Annotated in this window: 21 protein-coding genes; 10 read left to right on the top strand and 11 right to left on the bottom strand. The window is 68.2% G+C overall.

The features are described 5' to 3' along the window. The first annotated feature begins 104 nt into the window (after window positions 1-104). The 6 genes from ACFVIV_RS11070 to ACFVIV_RS11045 all read left to right on the top strand — a co-directional run bounded on the left by ACFVIV_RS11070 (window position 105) and on the right by ACFVIV_RS11045 (window position 7,593). Complete coding sequence (locus tag ACFVIV_RS11070; protein WP_379194913.1) at window positions 105-2,351, top strand: bifunctional serine/threonine-protein kinase/ABC transporter substrate-binding protein; 2,247 nt, start codon at window positions 105-107, stop codon at window positions 2,349-2,351. A gap of 150 nt (window positions 2,352-2,501) precedes the next feature. Further along, a complete protein-coding gene (locus ACFVIV_RS11065) occupies window positions 2,502-3,602 on the top strand; it encodes a serine/threonine-protein kinase (protein ID WP_379194911.1) in 1,101 nt (366 codons plus the stop codon). A 412-nt stretch (window positions 3,603-4,014) separates the two neighbouring features. Continuing rightward, window positions 4,015-4,863 (top strand): lysophospholipid acyltransferase family protein, encoded by an 849-nt coding sequence (locus tag ACFVIV_RS11060; RefSeq protein ID WP_379194909.1) that lies wholly within the window; start codon window positions 4,015-4,017, stop codon window positions 4,861-4,863. A 115-nt stretch (window positions 4,864-4,978) separates the two neighbouring features. After that, the gene (locus tag ACFVIV_RS11055; RefSeq protein ID WP_379194907.1) at window positions 4,979-5,548 is read left to right on the top strand and encodes a hypothetical protein; all 570 of its coding nucleotides are present in this window, start codon (window positions 4,979-4,981) and stop codon (window positions 5,546-5,548) included. Between the two features lie 71 nt (window positions 5,549-5,619). After that, window positions 5,620-6,666, top strand: coding sequence for a PrsW family glutamic-type intramembrane protease (locus tag ACFVIV_RS11050; protein WP_379194905.1), 1,047 nt, complete (start codon window positions 5,620-5,622; stop codon window positions 6,664-6,666). A 60-nt stretch (window positions 6,667-6,726) separates the two neighbouring features. Beyond that, window positions 6,727-7,593: a hypothetical protein gene (locus ACFVIV_RS11045; RefSeq protein WP_379194903.1), complete on the top strand. Its 867-nt coding sequence runs from the start codon at window positions 6,727-6,729 to the stop codon at window positions 7,591-7,593. Window positions 7,594-7,597: 4 nt separating this feature from the next. On the opposite strand, the gene ACFVIV_RS11040 is transcribed toward ACFVIV_RS11045, so the two are convergent. Next, a complete protein-coding gene (locus tag ACFVIV_RS11040; RefSeq protein ID WP_379194901.1) occupies window positions 7,598-8,599 on the bottom strand; it encodes a YeiH family protein in 1,002 nt (333 codons plus the stop codon). Between the two features lie 97 nt (window positions 8,600-8,696). Here ACFVIV_RS11040 and ACFVIV_RS11035 point away from each other — a divergent pair, with 97 nt between their 5' ends. Then, a complete protein-coding gene (locus ACFVIV_RS11035) occupies window positions 8,697-9,590 on the top strand; it encodes a DoxX family protein (protein WP_379194899.1) in 894 nt (297 codons plus the stop codon). Window positions 9,591-9,605: 15 nt separating this feature from the next. On the opposite strand, the gene ACFVIV_RS11030 is transcribed toward ACFVIV_RS11035, so the two are convergent. Beyond that, window positions 9,606-10,388, bottom strand: coding sequence for a VOC family protein (locus tag ACFVIV_RS11030; protein ID WP_379194897.1), 783 nt, complete (start codon window positions 10,386-10,388; stop codon window positions 9,606-9,608). 182 nt (window positions 10,389-10,570) lie between these two features. Between ACFVIV_RS11030 and ACFVIV_RS11025 the strand changes: the two genes are divergently transcribed. Beyond that, window positions 10,571-11,317, top strand: coding sequence for an alpha/beta fold hydrolase (locus ACFVIV_RS11025; RefSeq protein WP_379194895.1), 747 nt, complete (start codon window positions 10,571-10,573; stop codon window positions 11,315-11,317). Here ACFVIV_RS11025 and ACFVIV_RS11020 read toward each other — a convergent pair. Further along, window positions 11,302-12,678, bottom strand: coding sequence for a hypothetical protein (locus ACFVIV_RS11020; protein ID WP_379194893.1), 1,377 nt, complete (start codon window positions 12,676-12,678; stop codon window positions 11,302-11,304). The genes ACFVIV_RS11025 and ACFVIV_RS11020 overlap by 16 nt on opposite strands. A 468-nt stretch (window positions 12,679-13,146) precedes the next feature. Between ACFVIV_RS11020 and ACFVIV_RS11015 the strand changes: the two genes are divergently transcribed. Both ACFVIV_RS11015 and ACFVIV_RS11010 read left to right on the top strand, forming a co-directional pair. Further along, window positions 13,147-14,100 (top strand): acyl-ACP desaturase, encoded by a 954-nt coding sequence (locus ACFVIV_RS11015; RefSeq protein ID WP_379194891.1) that lies wholly within the window; start codon window positions 13,147-13,149, stop codon window positions 14,098-14,100. A gap of 10 nt (window positions 14,101-14,110) precedes the next feature. Next, on the top strand, window positions 14,111-14,731 hold the full coding sequence (locus ACFVIV_RS11010; protein ID WP_379194889.1) for a GNAT family N-acetyltransferase: 621 nt from the start codon (window positions 14,111-14,113) through the stop codon (window positions 14,729-14,731). On the opposite strand, the gene ACFVIV_RS11005 is transcribed toward ACFVIV_RS11010, so the two are convergent. The 8 genes from ACFVIV_RS11005 to ACFVIV_RS10970 all read right to left on the bottom strand — a co-directional run bounded on the left by ACFVIV_RS11005 (window position 14,644) and on the right by ACFVIV_RS10970 (window position 21,770). Further along, entirely contained in the window at window positions 14,644-15,630 is a 987-nt protein-coding gene (locus tag ACFVIV_RS11005; RefSeq protein ID WP_379194887.1) for a M48 family metalloprotease, read from the bottom strand. The genes ACFVIV_RS11010 and ACFVIV_RS11005 overlap by 88 nt on opposite strands. A gap of 261 nt (window positions 15,631-15,891) precedes the next feature. After that, window positions 15,892-16,686, bottom strand: coding sequence for a helical backbone metal receptor (locus ACFVIV_RS11000; RefSeq protein ID WP_379194885.1), 795 nt, complete (start codon window positions 16,684-16,686; stop codon window positions 15,892-15,894). A 31-nt stretch (window positions 16,687-16,717) separates the two neighbouring features. Then, window positions 16,718-17,938, bottom strand: a complete 1,221-nt coding sequence (locus ACFVIV_RS10995; RefSeq protein ID WP_379194883.1) for a cytochrome P450 — start codon at window positions 17,936-17,938, stop codon at window positions 16,718-16,720. 70 nt (window positions 17,939-18,008) lie between these two features. Continuing rightward, on the bottom strand, window positions 18,009-18,227 hold the full coding sequence (locus tag ACFVIV_RS10990) for a hypothetical protein (RefSeq protein ID WP_379194881.1): 219 nt from the start codon (window positions 18,225-18,227) through the stop codon (window positions 18,009-18,011). A 246-nt stretch (window positions 18,228-18,473) separates the two neighbouring features. Next, window positions 18,474-18,722 carry a hypothetical protein gene (locus ACFVIV_RS10985; RefSeq protein ID WP_379194879.1) on the bottom strand — a complete coding sequence of 83 codons (249 nt, stop codon included), beginning with the start codon at window positions 18,720-18,722 and terminating at the stop codon, window positions 18,474-18,476. A gap of 175 nt (window positions 18,723-18,897) precedes the next feature. Beyond that, the gene (locus tag ACFVIV_RS10980; protein ID WP_379194877.1) at window positions 18,898-19,920 is read right to left on the bottom strand and encodes a Gfo/Idh/MocA family oxidoreductase; all 1,023 of its coding nucleotides are present in this window, start codon (window positions 19,918-19,920) and stop codon (window positions 18,898-18,900) included. 19 nt (window positions 19,921-19,939) lie between these two features. Further along, on the bottom strand, window positions 19,940-20,593 hold the full coding sequence (locus tag ACFVIV_RS10975; protein ID WP_379194875.1) for a TetR/AcrR family transcriptional regulator: 654 nt from the start codon (window positions 20,591-20,593) through the stop codon (window positions 19,940-19,942). A 10-nt stretch (window positions 20,594-20,603) separates the two neighbouring features. Continuing rightward, on the bottom strand, window positions 20,604-21,770 hold the full coding sequence (locus ACFVIV_RS10970; protein ID WP_379194873.1) for a Rieske 2Fe-2S domain-containing protein: 1,167 nt from the start codon (window positions 21,768-21,770) through the stop codon (window positions 20,604-20,606). Window positions 21,771-22,046: the final 276 nt, after the last annotated feature.

Genomic DNA, 22,046 nt, shown 5'->3' with positions numbered 1-22,046 from the left:
GGCTGGGGCGCGGCGGCATTTCACGTGATTGCCCGATGCACGGCGACCCGACCGGTCGTCCGGGTAGGGTCCGAAGGGTTTCACTGTGATCTTCGGGGGCCGGGATGCTGCGACCAGGGGAAGTTTTCGCCGATTACCTCATAGAACGACCGCTGGGCAGCGGCGGCATGGCCGAGGTGTACCTCGCACGGCACCCGCGCCTGCCCCGCCAGGTGGCCCTGAAGCTGCTGAGCTCGGAGTTCTACGCCGACCCCGATATCCGGGCCCGGTTCGAGCGGGAAGCGAATCTGGTTGCGCGGCTGGACCACCCGAATATCGTCGCGGTCTACGACCGCGGCATCTGGAACGACCGCCTGTGGATGTCGATGCAGTTCATCGACGGCACCGACGCCGGAACCCTCGATCACCGGACCCTGCCCCCAGACCGCGCACTGCACATCATCGCCGAAACGGCCAAGGCGCTCGACTACGCGCACACGGTCGGAATCCTGCACCGCGACGTGAAACCGGCGAACATCATGCTGGCTCGGCCATCTCCCGGCCACGGCGCACGAGTCCTGCTGACCGACTTCGGCATCGGCCGGCTGCGTGAGGAAACGCAACACCTCACTCGCACCGGAGCCCTCCTCGCGACCCTCGCCTACGCCTCCCCCGAACAGCTGTCGGGCGCCCCGCTCGACCCCCGATCCGACCAATACTCGCTGGCGTGCACACTGTTCCGCTTGCTCTCCGGCTCGACCCCGTTCGAGGCGGACAGCATCGGAACGCTGATCATCGGTCATCTACAGACACCGCCACCGTCGGTGTGCGACCGGCGGCCGGGCTTGCCACGCGCCGTGGACGGGGTGTTCTGGCAGGCTCTGGCGAAGAATCCGGCCGATCGCTTCGGCTCCTGTATGGCGTTGGCGTCCGCTGCCGCGGTCGCTCTGACACCCACCGCGACGACCGTGTTCGTCCCGGGGCCCGCGAACATCGGGACGGCCGCGACTGCCGCGCAATCGATTCCGGCGAATCTCGGACGACCACCGGCGGTCCGGACCATGCCCGGCCCCGGTTCCGGGCCGAGTTCGGCAAATCCTGCTGGGCGTTGGCTCGCCGCTGGGATTCTCGGGCTCGTCGTCGTGCTGGCGGTGGCGGGCGGAATCTACTGGTCCACTCGCGACAGGGGTGCACCGGGCGCCACGGCGCCGAACACGTCGACGACGACCGGGTCGCCCACCGCGGCGGCGACGCTTGCCGCCGGGACACGTCTGAGTATGTTTCCGCAGTTCCAGCCGCTGATGCTGGTGGACGAACAGGGAAAGCAGGTCACGCCACCTGCTTTCGCGGTCGATCCGGCCGGTGACGGCAAGGCGGTCTGCGCACCGACCACGATCGCGACGATCGGCCCGTTCAGCGGGCAGAACCAGAGCCTCGGCCAGAGCATTCCGGGCGGCGTGAAACTGGCGATAGATCAGTTCAATCGGAAGAACCCGGGATGCCAGGTGTCGTTGAAGGAGTTCGACACCACCAGCGAGGTTCGCGTCGCCGCCGAACTCGCGCCGCAGATTGCGAGCGATTCCGCCATCGCCGCGGTGATCGGACCGGTCTTCTCCGGTGAGGCGCTCGCGTTCGGAAACGCGCTCGGCGATGCCGATCTCGCGTTTCTCTCACCGGGAGCATCCAACGCGACACTCTCCGACAGAGGTTTCCGCGGCTTCTTCCGCGGCGTGTCCAGTGACGATATCCAGGGTCCGGCGATAGCCCGATACCTCACCGGCGCCGCGGGATTCGACCGTGTTTGCGTTGTGACCGATACCAGCCCCTACGGCAGCGGTCTGGGTCGGACGCTCAGCGCCGCACTCGGAGCCGCGGCGGACGGGACGTGCTCGACATCGGTTGCCGAGGGCGCGGATCTCGCCGGTGCGGTGAGCAAGATCGCCACGGCCCGGCCCGACGCGGTGTTCTACGGCGGCTACAACCCGGATGCCGCGAACCTGGTCGAACTGCTCCGTGCGGCGGGCGTGACCGCCACCTTCGTGTCGGGGGACGGCGCCTATGATCCGGTCCTGGTCGAGGGCGCCGGCGCCGCCGCGGCGGGGGCGATCCTGTCCTGCCTGTGCGGTCCGCCCACCGATTGGTTCGCCGAGGCATTCGAGACCGTCGCCGGCCGACCGCCCGGCACCTTCTCGGTCGAGGCCTATGACCTGACCGCCATCGTGTTGCGAGGGATCGCCGCCGGGCATGTCGCCCGCGCCGACATCGTGTCGTATCTGCGCGCTTACAACGGGGAGGGCCTCGCTCACGGGTACCAGTGGAACGACAAGGGCGAGCTCACGCCCGCACGGCTCTGGCTGTACAAGGTTCCTTGAGACACGGGATCGCAAGGCGTGGCGATACAAAAGGCGGTATGCCATCGCGCCCCCTCCGGAATCTCGGAGGGGGTGCGGTCGTTTCCCGGCCTGGGTGCGGGGCAGGCGGCGTACCTTTGAAATCGTTCTCGCAGTTCGAGAGGGGGCCGCATGCCGGAGGCGGGTGAGGTCTTCGCCGGGTTCGTCATCGAGCGGCGGCTGGGGTCGGGTGGGATGGGGCAGGTGTATCTGGCTCGGCATCCGCGGTTGCCGCGGCTGGTGGCGTTGAAGTTGCTGGGGGAGGAGTTCGCGACGGACGCGGAGTCGCGGGCGCGGTTCGAGCGGGAAGCCGATCTGGTGGCGCGGCTGGATCATCCGAATATCGTGTCGGTGTACGACCGGGGGATGGACGGCGGGCGGATGTGGATCGCCATGCAGTTCGTGGACGGGGTGGACGGGTCGACGCTGGAGCCGCGGACCATGGCGGCGGAGCGGGCGGTGTTCATTCTCGCGGAGACGGCGAAGGCTCTCGATTACGCGCATACCGTGGGGGTGCTGCACCGCGATGTGAAGCCGGCCAATATTCTGCTGGCGCGGCCGACGCTCGGGCACGATGAGCGAATTCTGTTGACCGACTTCGGGATCGGGCGATTGCGGGATGACACCAAGCAGGTGACGCAGGCGGGGACGTTCACCGCCACGCTGGCGTATGCCTCGCCGGAGCAGCTCAGCGGGAAGCCGCTCGATCATCACGCCGACCAGTATTCGCTGGCGTGCACGCTGTTCTGGCTGTTGTGCGGATCGACGCCGTTCGCCTCGGACAATCCGGGCGCGATCATTGCCGGGCAGCTGAACGATCCGCCGCCGCCGCTGGCCACCCGCCGCCCGGGTCTGCCGCCGGCCCTGGATGGCGTGCTGCGGCGGGCGATGGCGAAGAATCCGGCCGACCGTTTCGCCACTTGCTCCGAATTCGCCGCCGCGGCAGAGCGTGCGCTGACACCCACCGAACCGACGGTGGTGGCCGCGCCCCCGGTGGATGATCCGACCACGGTGCTCGATGATCCGACCACGGTCTTCAATCCGCCGCCGGCGCCGCCGGTTCCGGCCCAACCTCCCGTGCGGCCGCCGGCGCAACAGCCTCCGGTGCGACAGCCGGCACAGGTCTCGTCCGTGCGACCGCCGGCTGGAGGTAATCGCTGGATCGCGGTGGTGTCGCTCGGCGTCATCGTGCTGCTCGTCCTCGCGGCCCTGCTCATCTGGGCGACCGGGTGAGCACCGCGTCACGGTGTGGATCAAGTGCTCGTGGTCGTATCGCATTCCTCTACGCCGATATGCGCATTATGGCATGTATGTCCACCATGTCGGGAAATGTGAAGCGGCACATCATAGGTCGGCGAAAACCGGAGCGCAGGAAGGTCCGGGGAAGATGTTGGGTTCCGCACACTTCCTACCAAGCAAGTGCTTGGGTTGATACCGTCGGAAGGGCAGGAGGACGGTGACGGGCATCGATCGCAAAGTGGCGATACGCGCTCAGCCTTACCGGACCGCGCTTTTCGCGGCGGAACTATCAATGGGGATGTGACCGGGGGCAATTCAATTCGGCTAGGCGTCTGTTCGGAGGACGCCGGCGTGTGGCGTCGCGCGCGTGCCCGTCTACCGGCAAGGCAATAGACAGGAACGACTCATGAACGACACCAAGGTGATCCCGGACCCGAACCACCCGCTGCTTCCCCTGGCCCGGGCCTACACCAACTACTTCACGCCCACCGTGACCGGCGTGGAGAATGTGCCGGCCGCCGGGCCGGCGCTGATCATCGGCAATCACTCGTCGATCTATTGGGCGCCGGAGGTGTGGATCACCTTCATGGCCATGATGGAGCGCCGCCCCGACGAGCCCACCCACGGCGTCGCGCACGAGATCCTTTTGCGCGCACCGCTACTGGGCGACAGCCTCAAGCAGTTCGGCGTGATCCCGGCCTCGCAGGACGCGGCCACGCAGGGGCTCAAGGACGGCGGCGCGGTCATGGTGTACCCGGGCGGCGACTGGGAGGCGTGCCGGCCGTGGACCGATCGGGGGAAGATCGATTTCGCCGGCCGCAAGGGTTTCATCCGGCTGGCGCTGAAGCTGGGGGTGCCGGTGATTCCGGCGGTCGCCAACGGCGGCCATGACTCGATCTTCATCCTGAGCCGCGGCGAGCGCACCGCCAAGCTGTTGCAGCTGGACAAGCTGGTGCGCGCCAAGGTGTTTCCCTACACCGTCGGCCTGCCGTTCGGCGTGGCCCCGATCCTGCCGCAGATTCCGCTGCCCGCGCATGTGAGCGTGAGCTTCCTGCCCGCGCTGACCTGGTCGACCGAACCGGGTGATCCCGAGGACACCGCTCTGGTCGACTCGTACTACGAGCAGACCGTGACGGCCATGCAGAGCGAGCTGGATCGGCTGCGCGCGGAGACGCCGCATCCGGTGGTGACCGGGCTGAAGAAGCACGCGGAGGGGCTCCCCGGCCCGCTGTCCGCACTGGCTAATCTGCTGTAACCGATTTCCGGCCCTCGTGCGGCGCGCATTCGCCCGCCCGGTTCCGGATTGTGGTTAACTCTCGGCACGCGTCAGCTGTGCCGCGATGGCGGCACGGACCGAGAGGCTGGAAAGCATGGTGCGCCTGCTGCATTCGGTGGGACCCGCGGTGGCGGCGGTGGGTGCGCTGGCCACCGTCTTCGCGGTCCCGCCCCTCCTGGATGCCGCGGTGCCGACCCGCGAGACCGCGGTGGCGCCCGGGACCGTCATCACGCTGACCGCCTCGGGCGTCGGATCGCTCTCCGGTGGTGCGGATCCCGCGAATGCGGTCGCCTTCGTGGTCCCCGAACCCATGGATCGGATCGCGACCGGCAGCGAGACGGTCGCGGTGCTGCGGTCGCAGCTGGACGATCAGCGGCTGTCGGTGTCGGTGGTGGACGGCATCACCGACTTCGCGGTCGCCGCACCGCGATTGCTGCTGCCCTTGCGGGCCGCCGGGGAGCAGGTGGACTTCGACGGCGGCGCGTTCCGGGCGGGGGAATTCGAGGGCCTGACCTGCGTGCTGCCCAATACCGCCGGCGGCGTGTGCGCGGTCGCCACCAGCGGTGATGTGGCGGTGACGGTCACGGTGGCGGGCACGACCCGGGAGGCGGGACGCGCGCTCATCGCCATGGTGCTCGAATCGAGCCGGGCGGTGACGGAATGAGCGGGTCGGGCCCGGAGGCGGCAGCGGAGCGGTACTACGCAGCTCCCTCACTCATGCCCGGAGCGCGCAGCATGAGCTGGTTCCAGCCCCGGTCGGCGCTGTTCTGGGTGTACTGCGCCGCCGTCGTCGCGGGTCCGATCCTGTTCCTGGCGCAGTCGTTCGGCCAGATCTGGTTCGCGGGCGCACCGGCGTTCGCGGCCCTGCCCATCACGCTGCTGACGCTGCTGGTCTTCGGATCGATCCTGTTCTGGCTCGATCCTTTCCGCGCTCGTCGTCGTTTGGGCGCTCCCATGTTCATGGGTTTCCTCTGGGGTGCGACGGTCTGGACCGGCCTGGCGCTGTGGGCCAATGATCATGTGACCCGGGTGATCACGAATCTGGGTGGCGATCGTTTCGCGTCGAACTGGTCGGCCGCCATCGCCGCGCCCATCGACGAGGAATTGATCAAGGCCATCGGTATCGCGGTGGTGTGCGTGCTGTTCCGCCCGCTGCTGAGCCGTCCCATCCATGGATTCCTCATCGGCGGCTCGGTGGGTCTGGGCGCGCAGATCGCCGAGGACGGCCTCTACAGCGTGCAGACCGCGCTCGGCGCACCGCAGCATCCGGTGGCCGATGTGCTCATGGTCGCGGTGCTGCGCCTGGTCACGGCGTTCACTTCGCACTGGGCCATGTCGGCGCTGGTGGGTGTGGGCATTGTGGTGCTGCTGACCCGCACGGATCGGTCGTGGCCTTGGCGGCTGGGCGTTTTCGCCGTCTTCTACCTGTGCGCGGTCACCATGCATTTCCTCTTCGACGCCCCGCGCCCCGCCGGGCCGGGCTGGCTGGTGATGTTCCTGCCGATCCTCGTCGATCTGGCGATCTTCACCCTGGCCTACCGCTGGGTCCTGCACGCCGAACGGAATTGGCTGCGCGCCACCATCGCCCAGCCGGCCGCCCGCGCGCTCGGCACCGAGGCGCAGCTGTCCAGCCTGCTCACCCAGCGCCGCCGCCGCAAGGCCCGCAAGCTGCTGCGGCGCCACACCCGCTTCGGCCGCCGTCAGGCGCAGCGCTACGAGAACGATCTGATCGATCGGGTGGAGGCGCTGTCCGATGCCCCGCGCGAGCAAATTCTCAGATAGCGCGATGACACGCGCGCCGGTCGCTTGCCCGGCAGGTCCGGAACGATAGCGTTTGCCAATATGAGTGAGGGCAAACCGCTTCCCGAGGGAACGGGGACCGACCGCGCGCGCGAGCTCTTGGAGCGGCGACAGCAAGCACTGTGCAACTATCTCGATGCCAGTGCCGAGATCGCGACCACCCGTATCCGCGCCAACCTCACGGGGTGGAAACGCTGGTTGCATCGCATGCCCGGCGGCTCCATCGCCCATGCCACGCACCGCCGCGACGCGCTGCTGCGCGATCTGGCCCGCCACGGTGTCGGCGCGGACGATCATCGCTGGGGTGTGCTGTCCGGCGGCTACATTCGCAGCCTGGGCGCCGCGATCTGCCTGGAGAACACCCTCACCGACCTGATCGCCCGCAATGCGGCCACCTCCCCGCACTGGGTGCGCCAGCTGCGCGTGGTCGCCGACTCCAGTGCGCAGGTCCGTCCCTTGGCGGCGGTCGGGGATCGCGCCGCCGTGGCCGACCTCATCGATCAGGTCATCGCGGTCACCCGCGCCGCGCCCGACGATATCGCCCGCCAGAAGCTCGCCGACCACCTGCCGGGTGTACTCAGACCCATTCCGTCGGATATCGAAACCCTGCGCCGCAGCGACCAGCTCGTGGAAGTCGTCTTCGATGTGTACGCCGACACCATCAAACTCGACAACATCACCGTCAATCCCGAACTGCGCGGCGCCGGTCTGGGCACCGCCACCCTGCAACACCTCTGCCGCGCCGCCGACGCCCATCATCTGTACATCGTCGGCCAGCTGGTCCCGACCTTCCGCGACGACGACTCCGCCGTCCCGATTCTCGCCAATTGGTGCCGCAGTCACGGTTTCGCCGTGAACGAGCGCCTCGGCGGCCGCATCTCCCGCACCCCGGCCAGCGTTCCGGCCTGACCGGTCACCGCCAGCCGGTGGCGGTTTGCAGGGCGAGACTGCCGATTGCCAGGGCCGCGCCCAGAATGCCGCCGAAAAGCAGTGGCCGCGAACCCGATCGGCGAACCCGCTGCCAGGTGAGCGCGGTGCCGATGGCGGTGAGCGCCGCGGCGATGAGCCCGGTGCTGACGTGCGCGAGCGGGGCGCTCGCGGCCGGCGGGATCACCCCGGTTCCGGCGATCACCGAGGCCGCGAGGAACAGCAGCACGAATACCGGCACGATCCGCCGGGCTTGCAGCCGCTCCGCGGTGGGCGTGTGCCGGCGGCGTTCCCAATGCAGTCCCAGGCACATGGGAACGATCATCAGGCTGCGCGCCAGCTTCACGACCAGCGCGAATTGTGCTGCCGCGGGCCCGAAGACGACTCCCGCCGCCAGGACCGAGGAGGTGTCGTTGATGGCGGTGCCCGCCCACAGCCCGAATGCCTCGTCGGACAGGCCGAGCAGCCGTCCGATCGGCGGAAATACCAGGACCGCGAGCACATTGAAGACGAAGATGGTGCCGAGCGCGTAGGCGGCGGTCTCGCGCCGCGGCTGGATCACCGCGGTGGCCGCCGCGATGGCCGACGCGCCGCAGATGGTCGTCCCGACGCCGACCAGCGTGGCGGATTCGCGATCCAGGGCCAGCATTCGGCCGACGACGAAGGCGGCTCCGGCCCCGATGAGCAGCGTTCCCACCAGAACCAGCGCGGTCCGCCGGCCGACATTCAGCACCGCGTCGAACGGCAGCCCCAAACCGAGCAGCACCACCGCCACCTGGAGCAGCCGTTGCCGCGCGACGCCGAGCCCCGGACCCAGCGGACCGGAATCCTCCACCGCGCGTGCCCATTTCGCCGCGATCGCCGCACCCGCGAGTAGGGCGATCACCGGTGTTCCGACGAAGGGCAGCGCCCGGCCCAGCACGGTCGCGGCGCCGGCGACGACCGCCACGACGAGCAGCCCGGGCCCATACGCGCGCACACTGATCATCGATTCACCATCGCGAGAAGCGGACTCGCCCGGTAGCCACCGAGATACGAGCACCCCATAAGCCAGGCTTATGCCCGTCGCGAAACCAATATCGATCGTGCGTCGTTGGCAGTGGGTGAGCATCCGTGGCTGGGCGTATACCGCGATCCGGGTCGTGCTGTCCCTGCTGATGATCGCGTTCGGAATGGTGAAAGTGATTCCGACGCAGTTCATCGCCTTCACACTGCCCTCGGAGATGCTGGTCCCGCTGGGGGAGTCCTCGCCGTCGGGCATGCTGTGGAAGTTCATGGCGACCTCGACGCCCTACACGGTGATCAGCGGTGTGGTGGAGGTGCTGGGCGGGTTGCTGCTCATTGCCCGCCGCACGGTGCTGCTGGGCGCGCTGGTGAGCATGGTCGCGCTGATTCAGGTGAGCATCCTCAATATCTGCTATGACGTGCCGGTGGTGCTCACCCCACTGCTCATGCTGGGCATGGCGCTGGTGGTGTCCATGCCGTGGTGGTCGCGGTTGATCGATGTGATGATCCGCAACCGGGATTCACCGGCGCTGCCGCGGACTCCTCTGGTGGCCGACCCCCGCCTGCGCCGGGCGGGCGTGGCCGCGCACGCGGCGGCGGCGCTGCTCGTTCTGATCGCCCTGGGAGCCAATGGAATCAACCAGTACCGCGACTACACCGACCGGCTCTCGGAGCTGGACGGAGTGTGGGCGGTGGACGGGTTCCGGGGCGATGGTCCGCGCTGGGTGCGACTGGCGATCGACGACCGTCCGGCCTCCCAGCGGGTGGTCCTGCTCCGCGACAATGGTGAGCTGCTCGAGCTCGACCTCGTCGTCGAGGAGCCCGAATCGCAGATCCGCGTGGGTGATTCGACCCTGAGCTACACGCAGCCGACCCCCGACACCCTGCGCCTGGCCGGTCCCTTCGACGGCGCGGCAGCCGAGGTCGACCTGTATCGGCTGCCGCTGCGCTCGGAAACGCGGACCTTCCGTTGATGCCCGGCGCGCCCCTCAGCCGCGCGCGGTCAAGGTGATGACGCCGAAGACCTCACCCTGCGGAGCCCGCAGGATCCCCATGCGCCCGAACGGCCCGTCCTCGGGACCCATCAATTCGGTCGAACCGGCATTGACGGCCTCGGCCATGAGATCGTCGATATCGGCGACCTGGAACCAGGTCAGCCAGAACGGCGGGGTCTGCCCCGGATGGTTGGTGGTGTCGGAGATGCCGCCGACCGGGTCGCCGCCCGGATTGGCGAAGGTGGCGTACGGGAAGTCCGGCCCCTGCCCGACCTCGGTGAACGTCCAGCCGAAGACCTTGCCGTAGAACTCCTTCGCCACCTCGTACTGCGAGGTGTGCAGATCGTTCCAGCACCAGGCCCCGTTCTCGTTGTAGACCTCCGCCCCGTGGTGCGCCCTGGCCTGCCAGACGCCGAACATGGCGCCGGCGGGGTCGGCTGCGATGAACATGCGGCCCACATCCAGGACATCGAACGGCGGCATGAGCACCATGCCGCCCGCTGCGCCGACGGCCGCCGCGACGGCATCGGCATCGTCGGCGGCGAAATAGGTGGTCCAGACCGAGGGCATGGGCGCGGCGCTCATCTTGGGGCCGATACCCGCCGCGGGCCTGCCGTTCACCATCGCCATCAGGTAGCCGCCCGCCGCGGGCGGGCTGTCCTGCACGTCCCAGCCGAGCAAACGGTGATAGTAGGCGCGGGCCGCGGCCGGATCGTCGACCGAGCAGTCGACCCAGCACGGAGTTCCCGGTGGCCACGCGGTGTCGCGGGTGGGCATGGCGATCCTCCTGGGGCGGTTCGATGGTGCCTGACGGAGTGCTGGCTTATTTCCAGCTAATCACGGATCGGGCAATTTGGGCAGAGTTCGGCAGGAAGTCGGGGTGGTGTGGGCTCGCGCGGCTAGGCTGCGGACAGGTAGGGATACCGCCGGCCGGCGGGTGTGATCGGTGGGGAGACGCGATGACCGGATGGCTGCTGCTGCGGGGGCTGACCCGCGATCAAAGGCATTGGGGCGCATTCCCGCAGCTGCTGTCCGCCGAACTCGACGCGCCGGTGGCGATGCTCGATCCGCCCGGCTTCGGGACCGAATACCGGCGGCGGTCACCGCATACGATCGCCGGGATCGCCGACGATCTCCGCGCGCGATTCGAGCCGGGCGACGGGAAGTGGTCGGTACTGGGCATTTCGCTGGGCGGCATGCTCGCCATGGACTGGTGCGCGCGCTATCCCGGCGATTTCGAGCGCTGCGTGGTCGTGAACACCAGTGCGCGCGAGGTGTCGAGTGTGCGGCGCATGCGCTGGGAGCCGGTATCGGTCTTCGCCGGGCGGTCCTTCCGTACGCCGCAGGCGCACGAATCGGCCGTCAGCCGGCTCACCATCAATCATCCCGACGTGGACCGGGTGGCGCTGGCCGAGGCGTGGGCCGCCTATCACAGCGACACCCCCGTGGCCCCGGCGAACGCCTTGGCCCAGGTCGTGGCCGCCGCGAGATTCCGCCTGCCGCAGCGCATTCCGGTGCCGCTGCTGGTGCTGGCCGCCACTCATGACCGGCTCGCGCCGTTCCAGATGTCGCAGCGCATCGCGGGGCGCTACGGCGCGCCCTTGCGGCTGCATCCCTCCGCCGGTCACGACCTACCGGTGGACGACGGCCCGTGGGTGTGCCGTCGGATCGGCGAGTGGCTCGGCAATCCTCAGCGGGGCCAATAGTTCTCCGGCCCGGCCTGTTTCACCCCTTCGCTGGCCGCGGCATCGAGCCATTCCATAATGCCGCGGTCCTGGGTGAGATTGATGTAGAGGGCGGTGGCCTCGAACACGTAGCGGTAATGCTGAGCGCCCCAGCTGGCCTGTACCGCGAAGTCCGGATTGGTATCGCAGGGCTCGGAACCGACGCCTTCGAGCGGGCAGCGAATTCCCCAGTCCTGATTCTGCCCGCGCATGCCCTCGTACAGGCGAGTGGCATCGGCGGCGGTCTGGAATGCGAAAACCTTGATCGTGAGCAGGATCTGATCGGTGTGATCGATATACGACCCGGAAACGGCTTCCGTGCAACCGTATTCGCGCAGGGTCTGCTGCACGTTCCAGGACATGTCGGAGGAATAGCATTCGTGCACGCCGCTGGCGCGCAGGGTGTAGTCGACATTCTTGGCATCGCGGAAGCTGCGCGGCAGCAAGGCGTTCACGGTGAACGGGGTCTTGTCGGTGGCGGCGGAATCGAGGGTGTTCCAGTCGAAAGCCGGTGTGGTGGGCGGGGTGTCGTAGGCGGAGCTGGTCGTGTAGGGGGAGTGGGCGATGGTCGTGGTCGCCGCGGCGGTGTTCTGCTCACCGGTGTCGCGCGCCGCGACCGCGACGATGACGGCGATCACCGCGACCAGGGCGACGACGCCCGCCACGATGCCGCCGATGAGCGCGCCCGAAGTGCCGCGCGGCGGTGCGGGAGCCGGAGCCCGGCCGGTGTTCGGCGGCCACGCGGGCTGCGGCACCGGGGGATGCGCGGTCCGCAGCGCCGCCAGCCATTCCGCGGCGGCCGGGCGCGCATCGGTGGCGAGGGGGTCGGCGAATGCGCGCTCGAACAAGACCCGCAGCTCCGGATGCACCTCGGCGGTCAGCGAGGCCCGCCAATTCCCCTGCGGGATGGCGGGCGCGCCGAAATCCAGGAACAGGCCGCGGTACAGCAGCACCGCGAGCGCGAATCGGTCGCTGTAGCGGTCGGGGGCATTGACCTGCCCGGTGAGCCGGCGGGGGTCGCACCACTCGGCGCCATCGGGCGCGCGCGGCGCGATGGTCTCGGCGGGATGCAGTAGCGCCTCGCTCGGGACGATGTACGCGTCGGGCTGAATTCGACTCCACAGCACGTTCTTCGGCGCGATATCGCCGTGCACGAGATGGCGTTCCTCGAACGAGGCCGCGATCTCGCAGAGCCGGATCAATACCGCGACACGGAAAGCCGCCTCGGGCGGGCTCGCGGACATCGAACACAGGTGGTCGAAGGTCAGCGGGGCCCCGTCGTAGTTCAGGAACTCCTGCGGAATCTGCCCTTGGCCAGTGAACTGCGTCGGCTCCCACGACATCCGAGCCACCCTCCCATCCGGTGCCCCGGCACCGCCGTTCTGCGGTTCGAACTGTGCCATACCCGGCAATCGGGGACAAACCGAACGGCAATCCGGGGGCATGGTCCCGAGTAGCCCCCGAAGAGCGCCAGCTCTTCTGGGGGCCCGCTCCGGGATCGTGTCGGGGGTGACTGAAGGAGCACTATTATTCGAGCACATTTTCCCGGGTTGCGGGCGTCCTGGCCCGCATTCGAATCATGTTGGCCCATTTCGATTCCCGATAAGTCGCGTATCGCACCGCCGGCGGCATGGAATGCGAATAGCGGACATTGTGCGCTTGCGGGAATTCGGGTTCGCACCTGCTGATCGAGGGTCCTCGCCGGTGAGGACTTTCGGCCCTACTCCTGGCGCGGCCCGCCTGATGATCTAGGTAGCGACCAGGTTGCTGCGCAAGGAAGCAGCGCCGCGAGATCGGGCGAGGAGCATGGTGTGCCGCGTGAGCTGACCCAGCGAGAGATCCTGACCGAACTGGAGCCGGTGGCCGCCGAGTGCGTGGACCGCCACCTGTCCATCGCCAAGGACTGGCACCCCCACGATTACGTGCCCTGGGACGACGGGCGGAACTTCGCCGCCCTGGGCGGAACCGATTGGGATCCAGCGCAATCCCGGCTCAGCGAGGTCGCCAAGGCGGCGCTGATCACCAACCTGCTCACCGAGGACAACCTGCCCTCCTACCACCGCGAGATCTCGGAGAACTTCTCCCGCGACGGCGCCTGGGGCACCTGGGTGGGCCGCTGGACCGCCGAGGAGAACCGGCACAGCATCGTGCTGCGCGACTACCTCGTCGTCACCCGCGGCGTCGATCCGGTGGCGCTCGAGAACGCCCGGATGGCGCATATGACCGACGGTTTCGGCGCGCCCGCCGAAACCCAGGACGCCGGCTTCCTGCATTCGGTCGCCTATGTCAGCTTCCAGGAGCTGGCCACCCGGGTGAGCCACCGCAATACCGGCAAGGTCTGCAACGACCCCATCGCCGACCGCATGCTGCAGCGCATCGCCGCCGACGAGAACCTGCACATGATCTTCTATCGGAACATGTGCGGGGCGGCCCTGGATCTGGTTCCCGACCAGGCCATGGCGGCGATCGCCACGATTGTCGAGAACTTCCGCATGCCCGGGACCGGCATGCCGAACTTCCGCCGCAACGGCGTGCTCATGGCCAAGCACGGCGTCTACGACTTGCGCCAGCATCTGGAGGAGGTGCTCATGCCGGTCATCCGCCAGTGGAACATCTTCGGCCGCACCGACTTCACCGCCCGCGGCGAACGGGCCCGGGAGGGCCTGGCGATCTTCCTCGACGACCTCGAACGGATCCGCATTCCGCGCTTCGAGGAACAGCGCGACCGCGCCCTGGCTCGCGAGCGGGCCCGCGCGGGTACGTAGCATCGTCGGAGTGAGAGAAGCAGGACGCACAACGGGGAGACCGGTGCGCCACGGCACCACGGCCGAACTCCGCACGGTCTCTGGATTGCTGGCCCGCGCCTTCGTGGACGATCCGATGACCATGTGGCTGCATCCGAACGCCTCCGCGCGGCTGGCCAAGCAGCACATCGTCTTCGAACTCCAGGCCCGCTACGCGCACGCGTCGAGCAATGGCATCGAACTGGCCGTCGACCAATCGGCCGGTCTGGTCGGCGCCGCCCTGTGGCTGGCGCCGCACCGCAGGTCACCGGCCATGACACTGTCCGAGCGCGCCACCCTGTGGCGGGCCTACGGCCGCCACTACGGCCGCGCGGCCGCGGCCACCCGCCTGATCTGGTCCTCGCATGTCCAGGAACCGCACTGGCACGTGCTGTCCATCGCGACGGCCCGTGAGTTCCGCGGCCGCGGCTACGGCCGCCACCTCATGGAATCCGGTCTGTCCCGTTGCCGCGCCGAAGGTCTCCCGGCCCATCTGGAAACCTCCAAGCCCGAGAACCTCCCGTTCTACGGGCGGCTCGGCTTCGAGGTGACCACCACCGTCGCGCTGCCCGGCGGCGGCCCCACCGTCTGGCTGCTGCGCCACCAGCCGTAACCGGTAGCCATCCGGTCCTGCTCATCCTGCATCCGGGCACGCATCCGCGCCTCGACCGCGCGAATGCGCTGGTCCGCCGTCGGATGCGTCGACAGCGGTGCGAACACGAAGCGGGACAGTCGATCCCGCCACGGCAGCGCCGCCGGTCCCGGACACGAATCGTGAAGATGCTTCCGCAACAGCGCAAGCAACCCGTCCCCGAACCCCAGATCGACCGCGACCAGATCGGCCATCCGCTCGTCCCGCCGGCTGACCATGCGCCGGGCGAGCACCCGAACGATCAGCAGCCCGGCGGCGACGATCGCGAACCGGGTACCGAACAGCGCCACCAGCATTCCGCCCATGGTTGCCAGATATGTCACCTGCCCAATACCGTTGGACCACTTCCGTTCCGGACCGTCGTTCGCGAACCCGCTCGACACCGCCAGCATGCCGGCGAGCAGTGTCGGCGCCAGATACAGCGGCACCGAATACCACATGGCCACCAGCGACCACCCGCTGCGGCGGGAGCTGAGCAGATGGCCGAGCTCATGGGCGAGCAACGCACTCAACTGCCGCCGCTTCAGCCGCCGCACGGCCCGCGACGAAACATTGATGAGATGCCCGAACCCGGCAGACCCCTTGACCTCACTCGACTTCTCGATCAACACCACATAATCGCTCTCCGAAACCCCAGCCGCCTCGACGACATCCCGCCAAGCGGGCTGGAGCCGCTTGGCCTGCCCCTCAGGCCATTCGGGAACCGCCACCCCCTCGGGCCGCGATTCGAGCGCCATCCCGAACAAGAACACCGGCACCCCCGAAATCCCCCACAACCCCACGAACCCCACCATCCCCCACACTCCGAGCAACCCTCCCACGTGCGCCACGAGCATCCCCGCCAGCACGATCGAAGGCATCGACGCCAACACCAGCGCCGCCGACGAAATCCGCCGATGCCTCCGCAACCCCTCCCGATACCGCTCCCGCTCCCATGAACTCGCAGATTCCAATCGAGGCGTAGACATCGGCTCCCCCCAGAGTCCAGTTCCCCTGAAGCCGAAGATACCCACTGGAATTCACAGGTACACTCCCATTTCCGCTGCGCGGCCGTAGAAAACCTCCGCGTCGGCGGACTACCGCCAGACCTGACCCCGTCTCGCTGGACGACCGCCCGTAGCTCAGGCGCGGAAGGGGTGCGCGAGTTGGGTGGTCAGCAGCTGTCGCGCGGTGGTCAGGGAGGGGCCGTACCAGGTGAGGCTGCGGCCCTCGACCAAGGCGACGGGGATGCCGGGAAACGCTTCCGGGCCATCGGTTTCGGTGAAGACGTAGGGCTCGTCGGGCAGTACGGCCAGGTCGACGCCCGCCGTCAATTCCGGTGGGGAGACCTTCGGGTATCGGTCCGGCCGGTCGGCGTGCACCAGGCGCAGGCCCAGCCGGTGGGCGAGATCGGCGGTGAAGGTGTCGCGGCCGACGACCATCCAGGGATCGCGCCAGATCGGAATCACCGCATTGCGGAAGGGCTCGGGCGGGGGAGCGGCCCATTCCGCCTCGGCCCGGCCCAGCCATTCCGGCGGCGCTACGCCCAGCGCCACCGCGAACAAGCGCTCCAGCGACGAAAAGGCCTCCGCCACGGTGCGAATCCTGGTCACCCACACCGGGATTCCCGCCGCCCGCAGCCGATCCACGTCGATGCGGCGGTTCTCCTCCTGATTGCACACCACCAGATCCGGCACCATGTCGATAATGCGCCGCACGTTCGGGTTCTTGGTTCCCCGCACCCGCTCGACCCGCAGGTCCGGCGGATGGGTGCACCAGTCGGTGGCGCCGGCCAGCAGGCCGGGGCAGCTGACCGCGATCGACTCGGTCAGCGACGGCACCAGCGACACCACGCGCCGCACCGGCCCGCGCAGCGCGACCGGCGCGCCGAGGTCGTCCAACGGTTCCGCGCCGTTCGACCACGAAGTGGGGTCCACGACTACCCAGGCTAGTCCCGCGTTCGGCCGCTCAGGCGTAGGCGACCTTCCAGCTCTTGATCGCGTTCAGCCAGCCCGAGCGCAGCCGCACCGGCGGGGAGATCTCGTACAGATTCGGCATCACGTCGGCGATGGTGTTGAACATGAGATCGATCTCGAGTCGCGCCAGGTTGGCGCCCGCGCAGTGGTGGGTGCCGCTGCCGCCGAACCCGACGTGCGGGTTGCGCGTGCGCAGAATGTCGAATCGGAACGGGTCGTCGAAGTGGTCCTCGTCGAAATTGGCCGAGGCATAGAACAATCCGACCCGATCACCCGTGGCGATGGGCTGCCCGCCGATCTCGGTATCGCGCATGGCGGTGCGCTGGATCGCGACCACGGGCGTGGCCCAGCGGACGATTTCGTCGGGCGCGGTGCGCGGGCGCTGCTCCTTGTAGATCTCCCACTGCTCCGGATGATCGACGAACGCCTTCATCCCGTGGCTGATGGCATTGCGGGTGGTCTCGTTGCCGCCGACGATGAGCAGCACCACGAACCACGCGAATTCCTCGGAGGTCAGCCCCGCGCCGTCCACATCGGCCCGCAGCAGCGTGGTGACGACATCGTCGGCGAGGCGGCGCCGCTTCTCCTCGGCGAGATTCCACGCGTAGCCCATAACCCCGGCGGTGGCCATCCGGTGATCACCCTCGTAGTCGGGATCGTCGTAGCCCATCATCTGATTGGTCCACTCGAAGAGCTGTGCGCGATCGGCGGCCGGCACACCGAGCAGCTCGGCAATGGCCTGCACCGGAAGCTCACTGGCGACCTGCTCGACGAAGTCGCCGCCCCCGGAGGTCCTGGCCTCGCGGACGATCCGCTCGGCCCGCTCGCGCAGCGCGTCGCGCAGCCGCTCGACCGCGCGCGGGGTGAAACCCTTGGCGATGATCCGCCGGAATCTGGTGTGCCGGGGCGGATCCATATTCAGCAGCATCGATCGCTGAATCTCGATCTCCGCGCGCGTGGTGTCGCTGGGCTGCCGGATGACCGCGGTGTTCTGCTCCGAGGAGAAGACCTCCGGATTCCGCGAAATCGCCTTGATGTCATCGAGTTTGGTGACAACCCAGTACCCGCCGGTGTCGAACCCGCTGCGGCCGTCGGCCTGCGGATTCCAGTACACCGGCGCGGTGCGGCGCAGCTCGGCGAACTCCTCGACCGGCAAGCGCTCGGCGAGCAGATCCGGATCGGTGAAATCGAACCCGGCGGGTAGGGACGGCACGGAACCTCCTGTGGCACATGATCATCAAAAGTGAACCATGCATGCCTCGGAGTGGCGTAACGAGCACTCCTCAGGAGGGTTGCGGGCAGAACGGTTCACACACCACCGGCGAGCTCGGCACGGCCGGCGGCGTATCGTCGAATTCCGCGGTGCTGACCAGAACCATAACGGCTATGGCGACGCCCACTATCAGAATGGCGGTGGCGAGAACCAGCGCCCAGTTGAGCCGGGGAAAAGTGATGACTTCGCTGCCGTCATCGAGCACATGGAATATCACGGCGGCGCTCACGCCGGTGCGAGCCATTTGTGCCAGAGCGGCGGTACGCCACGACGCCAAACCCATTGTCTCTACCCACTAGCAGCCCTACTGTGCCGTCCTGAAGGCACAATTCAGGCTACGTCTCACCTGCGGTGATAGCTGTGAGGTATGGACAGGATCCGGTTACGAATACCGATCGTTTCGGGCTAAGAAACAACTCGAATCGGCTGGGATGCGATCCCGGCCGATTCGAGCTTTACATATCAGCGCCGCGGATTACCGGCCGTGCAGGATATACGGCGGATAAGAGCCGGTATCCAACTGGCAGCGCCATTCACGGATAGCGCCTTCGCGTTGGAACTGCTGGCCCGCGTCGATACACCGGCTGTTCGTGGTGTAGGACCCGATATACCGCCACCCGTCGCCCAGTTCGGCCTCCGGCCCGGCTTGGGCCGGACCGCCGAGTGCGGTGAGTCCGGCGATCGCGATCCCGGCGCCGACAAGTGCTGCACGTATGCGCATCATTCATCCAATCTCTGTGCGGGACAGACCGATCGAGCTCTCGCCCGGTCGGGCGATACCGATGCCCCGGCCTGCCCATAGCTGGGCAGCTTACGGCGAGCGACCCGTACGCGGCGGCGAAATCAGATGATCATTCTACGAATCAGATTAGGACCCAATGGAATTGGCGTCTTGTAGATCACCGGGCGACTTGCTCCAAGATCTTCAGCGTTTCGACCGCGTCGCGTGGATCGACCGGCACGGGCGTGCCGTCGCACAGGGCGTCGGCCATGCCGCGGTAGAACGCGGGGTAGTCGCCGGGCTCGCTGGGGATCGGGCGGGTGTCGTCCTCGGTGCCGAACAGGCCCCAGTGCTCGCGCTCGACAGTGCCCCACGGCTTCCCGTCATCGGGCCGGCGACCGGCCCGCAGGGCTGCTTCCTGGGGGTCGAGACCGTATGTCACATAGGCGTTCTCGGAGCCCAGAATGCGCAGCCGCGGGCCCAGCTGGGGTGCGACGGCGCTCATCCACAAATGGGAGCGCACCCCATTGGCGTGGGTGAGGGCGAGGAACGCGTCGTCATCGGCCTGCACGCCGGGCCGGCGGTGATCGCGTTCGCTGTAGACGTCGACGACCGGGCCGAAGAGGGTGAGCGCCTGATCGATGAGATGACTGCCCAGATCGAACAGGATGCCCGCGCCCTCGGCCGCGCTGCCGAGTTCCCGCCAGCCGCCCTTGGGAACGGGCCGCCACCGCTCGAACCGGGATTCGAACCGGCGCACACTGCCGAGCCTGCCGTCCTCGATCAAGGCGCGTGCGGTGCGGAAATCGCTGTCCCAGCGCCGATTCTGGAAGACCGACAGCGCCAGTCCCGCCTGCTCGGCCGCCGCGACCACCTGTTCGGCCTCGGCCGAGGTGACCGCGAACGGCTTGTCCACCACGACCGCGAGCCCGGCCGCCAAGGCTCGCAGCGCCAGCGGCGCGTGGGTGCGGTTGGGCGTGGCGATCACCGCCAGATCGATCCCGGCCGGATCGGCGAAAAGCTCATCGGCCGTGCGCACTACGCGCACCCCCGGATGCTCCGCCCGGGCCTGCTCGGCGCGCTCGGCCGACGAGGTCACCACCGCGGCCACCCGCAGCCGCGGCTCCGCGGCGATCAGCGGCGCGTGAAAGACCGCACCGGCCAAGCCGTAACCGATCACCGCCACACCGAGTTCCCGCACTCTCCCGACCTCTCCGTCTCTAGTCGATGGCGTTCACGACGGCGTCCCCGTCGATCCCGGCCGGTTCCAGCGCATCCGCCGCCGCCCGGATCTCCGGCAGCCGCGCCGGATCGGCGAGCAGCCCGGTGAACGCGAAATCCACGATCTCCGCCGGGCTCACCTGGTATTCCGGCACCGCCAGCACATCGAACAGCGCGATCACCAGCCGCGCCCCCGACTCCGGCTTCATCGCGCGCACATCGCCCTCGTTCTGCGCGGCCCGCACGAAATCCACGACCACCCCGTCGAATTGCCGGATGAGCTCGCGCTCGGCGGCGAAATTCTCCTGATACAGCTCCGGTGTGGTCAGGATGGCCACCAGCACATACGGCGAATCCCGGAAGTGCTCCAGCGATTCGCGCAGCCAGCGATGCAGTTTCACGATCGCCGGCGCGGAGACCCGCGCCAGCTCCCCGGCCAGCTCCAGCGGCCGCCCCACCCCGAGTCCCACCAGGGCCGACAGAATGTCGTTCTTGGTGGAGAAGTGCTTGTAGATCGCGGGTTGCGCCACCCCGATCGCACTGGCGATGGTGCGCGTGGAGGTGGCCGCGTATCCGCGTTCGGCAATGAGCTCGGCGGCCGTGCGCAGAATGCGATCGGCCGCCGGACTCCATCCGGACGTCGGTGCGGGCATGCGGATCAGGCTATCGCGACTCGCCCACCGGGCCCGGCCACGGCGTGTCGCCCAGTAGCGCCTCGGCGAGATTGCGGTAGAAGGCGAGCATGCCCGGCGCCTCCTTCGGGCTGAGATGCCCGCGCTCGGCGAACCGCGAGCCGACCGCGCGCTGCACGGCCTCCAGCCCGATGCGGTCCTCGTCGTTGATCATCGCGGTCACCGCCCGCTGCGTGCGCTCGATCGACGCGTCCCCGGCCGCGGCCAGTTCCGGCGTGGTGAGCACCCCGCCCAGCACCCGCACCCGATCGATGGTCTGCGGCACGAAGGTCAGCCACACCACCTGATCCGAGAGCGCGATGAACGCGCTCGCCGGAAAACCCACGAGCACCATGCCATTGGACTGCTGCATCTCGTCGAGTCGCAGCGTCTGCGCGGGCAGCGGCAGCGTGAACGGAATCCGCGCGTGCAGCACCCACGGCGAAAAGTGCTCCACCGCCACATCCCCGCCGCCCGGCATGAACGGTTCCAGCGTCTGCTGATGCAGCCCCAGCACGTGGTAGTTCTCGTGCCCGTTCTCCATCACCAGCTTCCAATTGACCTGCCATTCCAGCGACCACGAGTCGACCAGCGTCATCCGGTCCAGCCGATACGCCGCGTAGCGATGGGCGGCCAGCTCGAGATGCGGCTCGATGGGATCGGCCGCGGCGTCGGTGTTCACCCACACGAAGCCGTTCCACTCCGCGACCGCGAACCGCGGCAGCCGGCAATCCGCCTTCGCGAACTCGGTATTGCCCTCCATGTACGGCGCCCCGCGCAACCGGCCGTCGAGGGCGTAGTTCCAGCGGTGGTATGGGCAGGTGAACGATTTGAGCTGTCCCGCACCGGGCTCCACCAAGGGCATGAGCCGGTGCCGGCACACGGGGGAGAGGGCGTGCAGCACACCCTCGCCGTCGCGGGTCACCACCACCGGTTCGCCCGCAATGGACAGTGACACATAGTCGCCTTTCCGGGCTAACTGGTCGGTGTGCGCGACCAGGAACCACGAGCGCCGGAAGATCCGCTCGCACTCGAGGTCCCACAACTCCGCGGAGGTGTAGGCGGCGGGCGGCAGGCTCAGTGCGGGTGGGTGCGGATCGAGGTATTCGCGCAGTGTTGCACGGATCTCATCGAGTCCCCGGTGGGTGAGCACGGACATCTCGGACCTCCCTGGCTGTGGGTTATCGATCGATAACCTCGTGAGTTCAGGTTATCAAGTGATAACCGATCGTCAAGGGAGATCTGGCGGGGCGCTCGAATCCGGACTGTGTGCGGGGGTAGCCATCCCGTCGCCAGAACCGCCCGCGGACGCCGTTGCGAAGGCGGGGTCCCCGCGACGATGTCCCGTCCAAACCGCACTTGTGGTCTGATATGTGCCGAATGCCCCCAAAATCGAGGTCTTCTCGGCCGTTCCCGCCGTGGTTCGCCCACGGTG

The organism is Nocardia sp. NPDC127526, from assembly GCF_042672265.1.
Taxonomy (GTDB): Bacteria; Actinomycetota; Actinomycetes; order Mycobacteriales; family Mycobacteriaceae; genus Nocardia.
The sequence above is the reverse complement of the archived record's forward strand: the minus strand, read 5'-3'. Positions and strand labels throughout refer to the sequence as shown.

Bases quoted from the DNA above. Each gene is read 5' to 3' on its own strand.
- ACFVIV_RS11040 (WP_379194901.1), bottom strand. From the start codon at position 8,599: ATGATCAGTGTGCGCGCGTATGGGCCCGGGCTGCTCGTCGTGGCGGTC.
- ACFVIV_RS10975 (WP_379194875.1), bottom strand. From the start codon at position 20,593: ATGCCCGCACCGACGTCCGGATGGAGTCCGGCGGCCGATCGCATTCTG.
- ACFVIV_RS11020 (WP_379194893.1), bottom strand. From the start codon at position 12,678: ATGTCGTGGGAGCCGACGCAGTTCACTGGCCAAGGGCAGATTCCGCAG.
- ACFVIV_RS11050 (WP_379194905.1), top strand. From the start codon at position 5,620: ATGAGCTGGTTCCAGCCCCGGTCGGCGCTGTTCTGGGTGTACTGCGCC.
- ACFVIV_RS10970 (WP_379194873.1), bottom strand. From the start codon at position 21,770: ATGTCCGTGCTCACCCACCGGGGACTCGATGAGATCCGTGCAACACTG.
- ACFVIV_RS11030 (WP_379194897.1), bottom strand. From the start codon at position 10,388: ATGCCCACCCGCGACACCGCGTGGCCACCGGGAACTCCGTGCTGGGTC.
- ACFVIV_RS11055 (WP_379194907.1), top strand. From the start codon at position 4,979: ATGGTGCGCCTGCTGCATTCGGTGGGACCCGCGGTGGCGGCGGTGGGT.
- ACFVIV_RS11025 (WP_379194895.1), top strand. From the start codon at position 10,571: ATGACCGGATGGCTGCTGCTGCGGGGGCTGACCCGCGATCAAAGGCAT.
- ACFVIV_RS11045 (WP_379194903.1), top strand. From the start codon at position 6,727: ATGAGTGAGGGCAAACCGCTTCCCGAGGGAACGGGGACCGACCGCGCG.
- ACFVIV_RS10985 (WP_379194879.1), bottom strand. From the start codon at position 18,722: ATGATGCGCATACGTGCAGCACTTGTCGGCGCCGGGATCGCGATCGCC.
- ACFVIV_RS11070 (WP_379194913.1), top strand. From the start codon at position 105: ATGCTGCGACCAGGGGAAGTTTTCGCCGATTACCTCATAGAACGACCG.
- ACFVIV_RS11060 (WP_379194909.1), top strand. From the start codon at position 4,015: ATGAACGACACCAAGGTGATCCCGGACCCGAACCACCCGCTGCTTCCC.
- ACFVIV_RS11005 (WP_379194887.1), bottom strand. From the start codon at position 15,630: ATGCCTTCGATCGTGCTGGCGGGGATGCTCGTGGCGCACGTGGGAGGG.
- ACFVIV_RS11065 (WP_379194911.1), top strand. From the start codon at position 2,502: ATGCCGGAGGCGGGTGAGGTCTTCGCCGGGTTCGTCATCGAGCGGCGG.